The sequence below is a fragment of the Pseudomonas sp. GD04091 genome (assembly GCF_029836165.1).
Taxonomy (GTDB): domain Bacteria; phylum Pseudomonadota; class Gammaproteobacteria; order Pseudomonadales; family Pseudomonadaceae; genus Aquipseudomonas.
In genome coordinates, this window is record NZ_JAOEBG010000014.1 from 42,474 (window position 1) to 54,937 (window position 12,464).

A 12,464-nucleotide genomic window follows, 5' to 3' on the forward strand; every position below is an offset into this window, starting at 1 on the left:
GCGATCAGCGCTTGGGAAGCGTCCTATCGCAAATCGGGAAACCCTACCCGGCGATCAGCCCATCGGCCTGCAGCAGGGTTTCCAGGCAGTGCTCGCGCACGCCGTAGAACGCCTTGAGTTCGGCAATCTTCTCCAGCAGGGCCGCATTGTCCTGCGGCTGTCGACGCTTGACCGCCAGAATCATCTTGTTCTTGTTGGTGTGCTCCAGCGAGATGAACTCGAACACCTTGGTCTCGTAGCCGCAGGCTTCCAGGTACAAGGCGCGCAGGCTGTCGGTGAGCATCTCGGCCTGCTGCCCGAGGTGCAGGCCGTACTGCAGCATCGGCTGCAGCAGGCTGGGGCTGTGCAACTGGGGGCGGATCTGCTTGTGGCAGCACGGCGAGCACATGATGATCGCGGCGTTGCAGCGGATGCCGGTATGGATGGCATAGTCGGTGGCGATGTCACAGGCATGCAGGGCGATCATCACCTCGATGGCGTCGGGGACCACGCTGCGCACATCACCGCATTCGAACACCAGGCCCGGATGCTCCAGGCGCGCGGCGGCGGCGTTGCACAGCTCGACCATGTCCGGACGCAGCTCGACACCGGTGACCTTTGCCTCGCGTCCAAGGGTGTCGCGCAGGTAATCGTGCATGGCGAAGGTCAGGTAGCCCTTGCCCGAACCGAAGTCGGCCACCCGCAACACCTGATCCGCCGCGACCGGCGCGCTGGCCAGGGCATGGTCGAAGACTTCGATGAACTTGTTGATCTGCTTCCATTTGCGCGACATCGACGGAATCAGCGCACCTTGCGCATCGGTCACCCCGAGATCGCGAAGGAACGGCCGTGACAGCTCCAGGTAGCGCTTCTTCTGCCGGTCGTGCCCGGTCGCGGCCACATCAGGCTGGAGCTGTTGCGCCAGGTGACGCTGCAACATCGGTTTGCCCTTCTTGCTGAAGCCAAGCTGCACTTCACCCGCGGCGGTGAACAGGTGGGCGTTGCGAAAGCTTTCCGGCAACAGTTCGGCGACCAGCGCCTGGGCCTGGTCCAACGGCAGGTTGCGGGTGATGTCGCGGGTCTGGTGACGGTAGACCAGTTGCAGGCAGGCCTGGCCCTTGAGCTGCACCGGCTTGGCGATGATCCGTTGCAAGCTCTGGTCGGCGCCGACGTGGCGGGCCAGCACCAGCTTGCCCAGGCTGCCATCGGCCAGGGCATCGGCCAGCAGGCTCAGGAACTGGGCACGCGCATCCGGCGCGGTGGGAGCGGAAGAGGAAGAAGACATGGGAGCGGGTGCCTCGGAATGCGGGGAGCGCGTTGCGCAATGCGAGGCATTCTACGTCGATGTCGGCCCATCGCGAACCCCTGCGGCGGCGGGCCGCTGCCAGACCGCTTGGTGTCCGCTTCACCGCCCCACCCACCCCAGCCGCCTTGCGCGATCCCTGAAGGAGCGGATCAGTCGAGAATCACCAGGCGGTTGGGCAGCTCATTGCGGGCGTGGGTCGGCGGCACATGTTCGCTGAGCAGCTCGCCACAGGCCTCGATGCACTCGACGAAGCCTTGCAATGTCCGTCCTTGCCGTACCTGGACAGTGAACCGCGCGACAATGGCTTCGCGCGCCTGCTCGGGCAGGTGCCGGGCGATGCCCTCGTCGACCAGGATTTCGACATGGCGTTCGGCCTCGCTGACGAAGATCAGCACCCCGGTGGCGCCCGCGGTGCGCTGCAGGTTGAGTTCGAGAAACTGCTGGCGGGCCAGCCCGGAGGCGCGCCGGCGACGCAGCAACGACGGCACCACCCAGACGGCCAGGCGCGGATGACGCAGCACCAGGCACAGGCCGATGAAGGTCAGCATCTGCGCCAGCAGCAGGCCGTTGACCCCGATCCCGCCCAGCCACAGGTGCAGCGCGCCCGGTACCAGCAAGGCCAGCAAAGCGGCCCAGAGCAAGGGCAGGTAAGGGAAGTCGTCGGCGCGGCGGGCCAGCACCGTGACCAGTTCCGCGTCGGTGCGCCGCTCGGCGCGGGCGATCGCCTCGGCGATCTGCCGCTGTTCGTATTCGGTCATGCCATCGTCTCTCGAGCGTTCTTGTCGTTGTTATCCCGGCACTCGGGTGGGCGAGAGTGTATCTCAACAAGCGCCATATATAAGGCATAATCCGCGCCTGCGTCGGATCCTGGAGAACGGTCCGAAAAACAGCCAGCGGACGTTACAACAACAGACGTACGAAACGTCTCTCACAACCGCATACACTCGACAACGGAATTGATGATGAAACTGTCTTTGCTGGGCCTGGCCATGGGCCTTGCCAGTCAGGCGGCCCTTGCCGCCTCCACCGCCGCGCCCCTGCAGGACAAGCAGGCGTTCATCGATCACCTGGTCGGCCAGATGACCGAAGCCGAGAAGATCGGCCAACTGCGCCTGATCAGCATCGGCCCCGAGATGCCCCGCGAGAAGATCCGCGAAGAAATCGCCGCCGGGCGCATCGGCGGCACCTTCAACTCGCGCACCGCCCCCGAGAACCGGCCGATGCAGGACGCTGCCATGCGCAGCCGCCTGAAGATCCCGATGTTCTTCGCCTACGACACCATCCACGGCGAGCGCACCATCTTCCCGATCAGCCTGGGCCTGGCCGCCACCTGGGACATGGATGCCATCGCCAAGGTCGGCCGCACCTCGGCCATCGAAGCCGCCGCCGATTCGCTGGACATGACCTTCGCGCCTATGGTCGACATCGCCCGCGACCCGCGTTGGGGTCGCACCAGCGAAGGCTTCGGCGAGGACACCTACCTGACCTCGCGGATCGGCCAGGTGATGGTCAGGTCGTTCCAGGGCTCGAGCCCGGCCAATCCCGACAGCATCATGGCCATCGTCAAGCACTTCGCCCTGTACGGCGCGGTGGAAGGCGGGCGCGACTACAACACGGTCGATATGAGCCTGCCGAAGATGTACAACGACTACCTGCCCCCCTACCGCGCCGCGCTCGATGCCGGGGCCGGTGGGGTGATGGTGGCGCTGAACTCGATCAACGGCGTGCCGGCCACCTCCAACACCTGGCTGATGAACGACCTGCTGCGCAAGGAGTGGGGCTTCAAGGGCGTGACCATCAGCGACCACGGCGCCATCCAGGAACTGATCCGCCATGGCGTCGCCCGCGATGGCCGCGAGGCCGCCAAGCTGGCGATCAAGGCCGGCATCGACATGAGCATGAACGACACGCTCTACGGCGAAGAGCTACCGGGCCTGCTCAAGTCCGGTGAAGTCACCCAGGCCGAACTGGACCAGGCCGTGCGTGAAGTGCTCGGCGCCAAGTACGACATGGGCCTGTTCAAGGACCCGTACGTGCGCATCGGCAAGGCCGAGACCGACCTCAAGGACTACTACGGCAACGATCGCCTGCACCGCGAGGCCGCTCGCGACGTCGCCCGCCGCAGCCTGGTGCTGCTGGAGAACCGTGACCAGACCCTGCCGCTGAAGAAAGCCGGCACCATCGCCCTGGTCGGTCCGCTGGCCGACGCACCGATCGACATGATGGGCAGCTGGGCCGCCGATGGTCGCCCGGAACACTCGGTCACCGTGCGCGAAGGGCTGGTCCGCGCCGTTGCCGGCAAGGCGCAGGTGGTCTACGCCAAGGGCTCCAACGTCACCGGCGACAAGGCGATGTTCGATTACCTGAACTTCCTCAACTTCGCCGCCCCGGAGATCATCGACGACCCGCGCCCGGCCGCCGTGCTGATCGACGAAGCGGTCAAGGCGGCGAAGCAGTCGGATGTGGTGGTGGCCGTGGTCGGTGAGTCCCGTGGCATGTCCCATGAATCCTCGAGCCGCACCACCCTGGAGATTCCGGCGATGCAGCGTGACCTGATCAAGGCGCTCAAGGCTACCGGCAAGCCCCTGGTGCTGGTGCTGATGAACGGCCGCCCGCTGTCGATCGCCTGGGAGCGCGAGCAAGCCGATGCCATCCTCGAGACCTGGTTCAGCGGCACCGAGGGCGGCAACGCCATCGCCGACGTGCTGTTCGGCGACTACAACCCTTCCGGGCGCCTGGCCATCACCTTCCCGCGCTCGGTCGGGCAGATCCCGATGTACTACAACAACATGCGCATCGGCCGCCCGTTCACGCCAGGCAAGCCGGGCAACTACACCTCGCAGTACTTCGAGGAGCCCAATGGCCCGCTGTACCCGTTCGGCTACGGCCTGAGCTACACGAACTTCGAGCTGTCCGGGCTGAAGCTTTCGCACAAGACGCTCGAGCGCGGCGGCACCCTGCAGGCCAAGGTCACCGTGAAGAACACCGGCAAGCGTGACGGCGAGACCGTGGTGCAGCTCTATATTCGCGACGAGAGTGCGTCGATGAGTCGCCCGGTGAAGGAACTGAAGAACTTCCAGAAGCTGATGCTCAAGGCCGGCGAGGCGCGAACCTTGACCTTCGACATCAGCGAGGAAGACCTGAAGTTCTACAATGGCCAACTGCAACGGGTTGCCGAAGCGGGCCAGTTCGATGTGCAGATCGGCCTCGATTCGCAGACGGTGCAGCAGCAGAGCTTCGAGCTGCGCTAAGCCGGTCCGGCCTCATCGCGGGGGCCAGCCCGCGCCCACGGGTTTCAAGTATTTCCGTAGGCGCGGGCTGGCCCCGCGATGAGGCCGGCACAGACAACCGAGATCCCGGATCCGCCCCATGCCCTCATCCTTTCGCGCCCTGCGCCTGGGCTTGATCGTCCTGCTGATCCTGGTCGGCACCGTCCTCAGCGCCGGCTGGGCGATGCAACAGGCCAAGCGCCAGGCGATGGAAACCGACGCCCGTCGGGCCAGCCAGCAGCTGAGCCTGTACGCCAATGCGCTGCACACCCTGATCGAACGCTACCGCGCCCTGCCCGCCGTGCTGGCGCTGGCCCCGGAGCTGATCGACGCCCTGCGCGGCCCGGTCACCGAACCGGTACAGGACGCCCTGAACCGCAAGCTCGAACGCATCAACGGCGCCGCCAACTCCTCGACACTGGAACTGCTCGACCGCACCGGGCTGGCCATCGCGGCCAGCAACTGGCGCCTGCCGACTACCTACGTCGGCTCCAACTACGGCTTTCGCCCCTACTTCAAGCAGACCCGCAGCCAGGGCAGCGGGCGCTTCTACGCGGTCGGCGTGACCAGCGGCGTGCCGGGCTATTTCCTGTCCAGCGCGGTAAACGACGAGCACGGCCGCTTCCTCGGTGCCATGGTGGTCAAGCTGGAGTTCCCGGAACTTGAACGCGAGTGGCGTCAGGGCAGCGATATCCTGCTGGTCAGCGACGCGCGCGGCATCACGTTCATCGCCAATCAGGACGGTTGGCGCTACCGCGAGTTGCAGCCCTTGTCCGGCGCCGACCGCGCCGAGCTTGCCGAAACCCGCCAGTACGACAAGCAGCCCTTGGTGCCCTTGCAACACCAGGCCCTGACCCGCTTCACCGACACCAGTCACCTGACCCGCGTGCAAGGCCCGGATGGCCTCGCCGAATACCTCTGGGAACGCCTGCCACTGGAAGCCGAAGGCTGGACCCTGCACCTGCTGCGCAAGCCGCAGGTCGCCGAGGACGGTCGCAACGCCGCCCTGGCCGCCTCGGCGATCTGGCTGAGCCTGGTGTTCGCCGCCCTGTTCGTCAGCCAGCGCCTGCGCCTGGCCCGCCTGCGCCAGCGCAGCCGCGAAGAACTCAAGCGCCAGGTCGAAGAGCGCACCCGCGACCTGCGCACGGCCCAGGAAGGCCTGGTGCAGTCGGCCAAGCTGGCGGCGCTGGGGCAGATGTCGGCGGCCCTGGCCCACGAAATCAACCAGCCCCTGACCACCCAGCGCATGCAACTGGAAACCCTGCGCCTGCTGCTTGACCAGGGTCGCCACGAACAGGCACGCCAGGCCCTGGAGCCGCTGGAGCAGATGCTCACACGCATGGCCGCGCTCACCGGCCACCTGAAGACTTTCGCCCGCAACAGCCCCGGCGGCTTGCGCGAGCGCCTCGACCTGGCCCTGGTGGTCGACCAGGCCCTGCACCTGCTCGATGCCCGCATCCGCGCCGAGGAGGTGGAAGTGGCGCTGTACCTGGCACGGCCGGCGTGGGTGCGCGGCGATGCGATCCGCCTCGAGCAGGTGCTGATCAACCTGCTGCGCAACGCCCTCGACGCCATGGCCGACAAGCGCTACAAACGCCTGGAGATCCGCATCGAGGCCGATGACGGACAATGGCGACTGAGCGTGCTGGACTCCGGCGGCGGCATCCAGGAAAGCGATCTGTCCAAGGTCTTCGACCCGTTCTTCACCACCAAGCCGGTGGGCGAGGGACTGGGCTTGGGACTGGCGATCTCCTATGGCATCGTCAGCGATGCCGGTGGCCGCCTGCAGGTCGAGAACCTGCCGGGCGGTGCGCGTTTCAGCCTCACCCTGCCCCGCGACCTGGAGTCCCCATGTTGAATTCAGTGATCGTCGTCGATGACGAAGCCAGCATCCGTACCGCGGTGCAACAGTGGCTGAGCCTGTCGGGGTTCAGCGTGCAGCTGTTCGCCCGCGCCGACGAATGCCTGGCCCAGTTGCCGCGCAACTTCCCCGGGGTGATCGTCAGTGACGTACGCATGCCCGGGTTGTCCGGCCTGCAACTGCTCGAGCGCGTGCAGCGGGACGATCCCGACCTGCCGGTGATCCTGCTTACCGGGCATGGCGATGTGCCCATGGCGGTCGAAGCGATGCGCAACGGCGCCTACGATTTCCTGGAAAAGCCCTTCACCCCACAGCACCTGATGGGCAGCCTCGGCCGTGCCCTGGAAAAACGCCAGCTGGTGCTGGAGAACCGCCGCCTGCACGAGCAGGCCGATCTCAAGGCGCAACTGGAAGGCACCCTGCTGGGCATGTCCCAGGGGCTGCAGCAGCTGCGCCGCCAGGTGCTCGACCTGGCGGGCCTGCCGGTCAACGTGCTGATCCGGGGCGAAACCGGCAGCGGCAAGGAGCGCGTGGCCCGCTGCCTGCACGATTTCGGCCCGCGCGCCGACAAGCCGTTCGTCGCGCTCAACTGCGCCGCCATTCCCGAAGCGCTGTTCGAAGCCGAGCTGTTCGGCCATGAAAGCGGCGCCTTCACCGGCGCCCAGGGCAAGCGCATCGGCAAGCTGGAGTACGCCAACGGCGGCACCGTGTTCCTCGACGAGATCGAAAGCATGCCCTTGGCTCAGCAAGCCAAGCTGTTGCGGGTGATCCAGGAGCAGAAACTGGAGCGCCTGGGCGCCAACCAGAGCATCGCCATCGACCTGCGGATCATCGCCGCGACCAAGCCCGACCTGCTGGAGGAGGCCCGTGCCGGGCGCTTCCGCGAGGACCTGGCCTACCGTCTGAACGTTGCCGAACTGCATCTGGCGCCCCTGCGCGAACGGCGGGAGGACATTCCCCTGCTGTTCGAGCACTTTTCCCGTGCCGCCGCCGAACGCCTGGGCCGCACTGCCCCGCCGGTGAGCGGTGCGCAGCTTGCCCGGCTATTGGCCCACGACTGGCCGGGCAACGTGCGCGAACTGGCCAATGCCGCCGAGCGCCATGCGTTGGGGTTGGGCTCCCCGGCGTTGGAAACCCTGCCGGATGCACAGTCCCTGAGCGAGCAGATGGAAGCCTTCGAGGCCCAGTGTCTGCGCGCTGCCTTGCGCCAGCACAAGGGCGAGATCAAAGGGGTGATGGAGGCGCTGCAGCTGCCGCGGCGCACCCTGAACGAAAAAATGCAGCGGCACGGGTTGGCGCGCGAGGATTTTCTCGAAAACCAATGAGCGGATATCCGCCTATCGATTCAAGCAAATGAGCGGAAGATTGCTCATTCGCCCCTCGATCCAAGGGGCTGCCTTGCAGCCCATCGCTGGCACGCCAGCGCCCCCAGGTTTATTCGCCACCCAGCCAGGACACGGCCTGGGTGATAGCTGGCTTGCCAGCGATGGGCGCAAGACGCCCCCAAATGGATCACCCGGCACCCATTTGGCACACCTCCTGCAAAACCCTTCTCAAGCTGCGCCCCGAGCGCGCTCCACAAAAACAACGAGAAGGTATCCCTGATGGATAACGCCAGCACTCTGCCCACCGGGGCGGCCGTTGCACCCGCCGCGGAAAAGTCCACCGCCTCCCGCCTCAAATCGATCTTCAGTGGTTCCATCGGCAACATGGTCGAATGGTACGACTGGTATGTCTACGCCGCGTTCTCGCTGTACTTCGCCAAGGCCTTCTTCCCTGCCGGCGACACCACCGCGCAACTGCTCAACACCGCCGCGATCTTCGCCGTGGGCTTCCTCATGCGCCCGATCGGTGGCTGGCTGATGGGCCTGTACGCCGACCGCAAGGGCCGCAAGGCCGCGCTGATGGCCTCGGTACTGCTGATGTGCGCAGGCTCGCTGGTCATCGCCCTGACCCCAGGCTACGAGACCATCGGCGTCGCCGCGCCGATCCTGCTGGTGATCGCCCGCCTGATGCAGGGCCTTTCGGTAGGTGGTGAATACGGCACCTCGGCCACCTACCTGAGCGAGATGGCCAGCAAGGAACGCCGTGGCTTCTTCTCCAGCTTCCAGTACGTGACCCTGATCTCCGGCCAGCTCATCGCCCTGGCGGTGCTGATCATCCTGCAGAACGTGCTGACCACCGAAGAGCTGTATGCCTGGGGCTGGCGCGTGCCGTTCGTCATCGGCGCACTGTGCGCGGTGGTTGCGCTGTACCTGCGCCGCGGCATGGAAGAGACCGCCTCCTTCACCAAGAAGGAAAAGTCCAAGGAAAGCCTGATGCGCACCCTGATGCGCCACCCCAAGGAACTGCTGACCGTGGTCGGCCTGACCATGGGCGGCACCCTGGCCTTCTACACCTACACCACCTACATGCAGAAGTACCTGGTCAACACCGTGGGCATGAGCATCAGCGACTCGACCACCATCTCGGCGGCAACGCTGTTCCTGTTCATGTGCCTGCAGCCGGTGATCGGCGGCCTGTCCGACAAGATCGGCCGGCGTCCGATCCTGATCGCCTTCGGCGTGCTCGGTACGCTGTTCACCGTACCGATCCTCAGCACCCTGCACACCATCCAGAGCTGGTGGGGCGCGTTCTTCCTGATCATGGCCGCGCTGATCATCGTCAGCGGCTATACCTCGATCAACGCCGTGGTCAAGGCCGAGCTGTTCCCTACCGAGATCCGCGCCCTGGGCGTCGGCCTGCCATACGCGCTGACCGTGTCGATCTTCGGCGGCACCGCCGAATACGTGGCCCTGTGGTTCAAGAGCATCGGCATGGAAACCGGCTTCTACTGGTACGTCACCGGCTGTATCGCCTGCTCGCTGCTGGTCTACGCGACCATGAAGGACACCAAGCAGCACTCGCGGATCACCACTGACTGATCCACCTGTCGCTGACAGGCAAAAGGGCGCCCCGCATGCGGGGCGCCCTTTTTTTTGGGGGAAATCATCAGCGGATTCCAGAGCCGTGCTTAGGACGAACGGTCGCTCCCCCTTAACTTCCTATTAATTGCCTACCGACACCCTGTAATGGCCTCCTCGCCGATAGGCGACCTCCAATGCAGGAACCAGGAGCGTCAGCCTGTCGGCGAGCGGGGCGCCAGCTGAACGATTACCGCACGCACATATATCGATTAATTGGATTTTTATGCGCTTATTTTTGCGCTTTTTAATCGAATTCATTGGCGTAGCATTAGAGCCATAGGAAACAACAACCTCGGCAACCCCCCGGAGCAACGACCATGAAAAACAAACTGATCCTCACTCTCGCCCTCTCGGTACTGGCTACCGGCGCTTTCGCCGAAGACGGCTTCGACCGCACCAACGCCCACACCTTCGCAGCCGTAGAGCGCCAATCGGCCAACTACGCGGAAGATGGTTTTGATCGCACCGGCGCCCAACGCTTCGCCGAAGACGGATTCGATCGCACCGGCGGCCAGCGGTTCGCCGAAGATGGCTTCGACCGCACCGGTGCCCAGCGCTTCGCCGAAGATGGTTTCGATCGCACCGGCGCCCAGCGCTTCGCCGAAGACGGTTTCGATCGCACCAACGGCCACCGCATCGGCTGATCACCGATGCGCGCAACCAGCCCGGCCTCGGCCGGGCTTGATCATTTGCAGCCGGGCAAAGCCTTGGCACACTAGGCGCCTCGTTCCCAACCAGGAAGGGCCTCGCGGCCTTGCGCAGATGTACTACTACGAACCCGCCAAAGGCCACGGCCTGCCCCATGACCCGTTCAACGCCATCGTCGGCCCGCGCCCCATCGGCTGGATCTCCAGCCACGACCTTGAAGGCCGCCTGAACCTGGCGCCCTACAGCTTCTTCAACGCCTTCAACTACATTCCGCCGATCGTCGGCTTCTGCAGCGTCGGGCGCAAAGACAGCCTGAACAATATCGAACAGACCGGTGAATTCGTCTGGAACCTGGCTACCCGCCCCTTGGCGGAACAGATGAACCAGAGCTGCGCCGCCGTGGCGGCGGATGTCGATGAGTTCGTGCTGAGCGGCCTCACCCCCACCGCCTCGAACGTGGTGAAGGTGCCGCGGGTAGGCGAAAGCCCGGTGAGCTTCGAGTGCAAGGTGAGCCAGATCGTCCAGCTCAAGCGCGCCGACCAGGCGCTGGTTCCCAGCTGGCTGATCCTGGGCGAGGTGGTGGCAGTGCACATTGCCGAACACCTGCTCAAGGATGGCCTCTATGACACTGCGGCCGCCGAGCCGATCTTGCGTGGCGGCGGCCCGGCCGCCTACTTCGCCCTGGGCGAACTGTTCAAGATGGCCCGCCCGCAGGCCTGATCAGAAGACCAGCTCGCCTTCCTCGCCCACGCCCTGCAGGCGTTCGAGCTCGGCGCAGGCGGCCTCGTCGGCCGCGATCGCCGACTTGAACACCTGCCCGTCGAGCACCTTGTGAAATCGCGGCGCGCCGCCCATGCCCAGGGCCTTCACGGCGATCGCCGCGCTGTAGCCGCCGCCTTCCACCGGGACCATCGCCGAAACCGCTTCGAAGTGGGGGAACTCTCTACGTGCCATGCTGCACTCCGCCTGTGTGATCGAGGGGCGGCATTCTACACGCTAGGCGAAGGTATGCAGGTCCAGGCTGCTGACCACCTGTTCCTGCACCAGTTCGCCGAACACCGCCAGCGTGGGCGAGGCAAAGTAGCCGCTCATCGCCTGCTGGTCGCGCCAGCTGCCACTGAGCAGCCACAGGTCGGTATCGACCTGCGAGCGCTGCACGCTGAAACTCAGGCAGCCCGGCGTTTGCAGCGACGGCTCGAGCAGGTCGCGCAGGCGCACGCCGAGTTCCGCGGAACGACCGTTGCTGGCGCGGATGAAAGCCAGGTGTGTGACCGGTTGCTGCTGGGTCATGAACGATCTCCTTGAAGCGCTACGGACGGGAAAACCAGGCTGCCAAGGTTAGGGGCTCGCCCACGCGCGACGTTAGGCCATTACTGCCGACCGATTGCCTGATCCTGCCGTGCGGCAGGATCAGGCAATCGATCTGCAGCTTTCGACTAGCGCCGGTCATTGCCCAAACCTATGCTGCCCCGGTCAGCAGAGGAAACCCGCCATGACGCCATCCATCCCCCTCGACCCGATCCTGGAACAGCAACGCCAGGAGCTGGCCGGCCTGATCCAACGCCATGGCCATGGCCCATACGGGCCGGTGTCGGCCATCGACGACCTGTACCTGACCCGCTACGAGGAAGATGTGCGCGGCATTCCCGCACTGGCGCAACCGGCCTTGTGCATCCTCGCCCAGGGCAGCAAGACGCTGTTCCTCGGCGACGAACGGTATACCTACGACCCGCTGCACTACATGGTGGTCTCGGTAACCTTGCCCATTACCGGCGCCCTGCTCGAAGCCAGCCCCGAGAACCCGTGCCTGGGTGTACGCCTGGACATCGACCCGGCGCAGATCAGTCAGCTGATCGCCGAAAGCGGGCCGATGCTGGTGCCCAGCCAGTCCGCCGGCCGTGGGCTGTTCGTGGAAAGGAGCGATGCGCAGTTGCTCGATACCCTGTTGCGCCTGTTGCGCCTGCTCGATACGCCCCGCGACATCGCCGTGCTCGCCCCGCTGGTGCGGCGCGAACTGATGTATCGCGTGCTGCGCAGCCCGCAAGGCTGGCGCCTGTACGAGATCGCCCTGTCCAACAGCCAGACCCACCGGGTCTGCCAGGCCATCGCCTGGCTCAACAAGCATTATCAGGAACCGTTGCGGATCGAGGACCTGGCGCGCGAGGTCAACCTCAGTACGTCGACCCTGCATCACCGTTTCAAGGCGGTGACCTCCATGAGCCCGTTGCAGTACCAGAAGCAACTGCGCCTGCAGGAAGCCCGGCGATTGATGCTCAACGACGGGTTGGAGGCAGCGGTGGCGGGGTATCGGGTGGGTTATGAAAGCCCATCGCAATTCAGCCGCGAATACAGCCGGTTGTACGGCGCGCCACCGATACGCGACGTGGCACGCCTACGTGCGAGCGCCAGCTGAACAACCCGCGGTGCCCGCGAAC

Annotated in this window: 11 protein-coding genes; 7 read left to right on the plus strand and 4 right to left on the minus strand. The window is 65.4% G+C overall.

Annotation, left to right across the window (positions count from 1 at the left end):
- Positions 1–43 precede the first annotated feature (43 nt).
- Both N7422_RS17220 and N7422_RS17225 read right to left on the minus strand, forming a co-directional pair.
- A complete protein-coding gene (locus N7422_RS17220) occupies positions 44–1,264 on the minus strand; it encodes an SAM-dependent methyltransferase (RefSeq protein WP_279807662.1) in 1,221 nt (406 codons plus the stop codon).
- 170 nt (positions 1,265–1,434) lie between these two features.
- Entirely contained in the window at positions 1,435–2,043 is a 609-nt protein-coding gene (locus N7422_RS17225) for a TPM domain-containing protein (RefSeq protein ID WP_279807663.1), read from the minus strand.
- A 201-nt stretch (positions 2,044–2,244) separates the two neighbouring features.
- Here N7422_RS17225 and bglX point away from each other — a divergent pair, with 201 nt between their 5' ends.
- The 6 genes from bglX (at position 2,245) to N7422_RS17255 (ending at position 10,749) form a co-directional block, all read left to right on the plus strand.
- Complete coding sequence (gene bglX, locus N7422_RS17230; RefSeq protein ID WP_279807664.1) at positions 2,245–4,536, plus strand: beta-glucosidase BglX; 2,292 nt, start codon at positions 2,245–2,247, stop codon at positions 4,534–4,536.
- Positions 4,537–4,654: 118 nt separating this feature from the next.
- Positions 4,655–6,412, plus strand: coding sequence for an ATP-binding protein (locus tag N7422_RS17235; RefSeq protein WP_279807665.1), 1,758 nt, complete (start codon positions 4,655–4,657; stop codon positions 6,410–6,412).
- Positions 6,406–7,740, plus strand: a complete 1,335-nt coding sequence (locus N7422_RS17240) for a sigma-54 dependent transcriptional regulator (protein ID WP_279807666.1) — start codon at positions 6,406–6,408, stop codon at positions 7,738–7,740. Before N7422_RS17235 ends, N7422_RS17240 begins: the two co-directional genes overlap by 7 nt.
- A 279-nt stretch (positions 7,741–8,019) precedes the next feature.
- A complete protein-coding gene (locus N7422_RS17245) occupies positions 8,020–9,339 on the plus strand; it encodes an MFS transporter (RefSeq protein ID WP_279807667.1) in 1,320 nt (439 codons plus the stop codon).
- Between the two features lie 359 nt (positions 9,340–9,698).
- Entirely contained in the window at positions 9,699–10,025 is a 327-nt protein-coding gene (locus N7422_RS17250) for a hypothetical protein (RefSeq protein WP_279807668.1), read from the plus strand.
- Positions 10,026–10,143: 118 nt separating this feature from the next.
- On the plus strand, positions 10,144–10,749 hold the full coding sequence (locus tag N7422_RS17255) for a flavin reductase family protein (protein ID WP_279807669.1): 606 nt from the start codon (positions 10,144–10,146) through the stop codon (positions 10,747–10,749).
- Here the strand turns inward: N7422_RS17255 and N7422_RS17260 are convergent, their stop codons facing one another.
- Both N7422_RS17260 and N7422_RS17265 read right to left on the minus strand, forming a co-directional pair.
- Complete coding sequence (locus N7422_RS17260) at positions 10,750–10,983, minus strand: hypothetical protein (RefSeq protein WP_279807670.1); 234 nt, start codon at positions 10,981–10,983, stop codon at positions 10,750–10,752. It abuts the gene before it with no gap.
- Positions 10,984–11,025: 42 nt separating this feature from the next.
- Positions 11,026–11,319, minus strand: coding sequence for an antibiotic biosynthesis monooxygenase (locus tag N7422_RS17265; protein ID WP_279807671.1), 294 nt, complete (start codon positions 11,317–11,319; stop codon positions 11,026–11,028).
- A 202-nt stretch (positions 11,320–11,521) separates the two neighbouring features.
- On the opposite strand from N7422_RS17265, the gene N7422_RS17270 reads away from it, so the two are divergent.
- Complete coding sequence (locus tag N7422_RS17270; protein ID WP_279807672.1) at positions 11,522–12,442, plus strand: AraC family transcriptional regulator; 921 nt, start codon at positions 11,522–11,524, stop codon at positions 12,440–12,442.
- Positions 12,443–12,464: the final 22 nt, after the last annotated feature.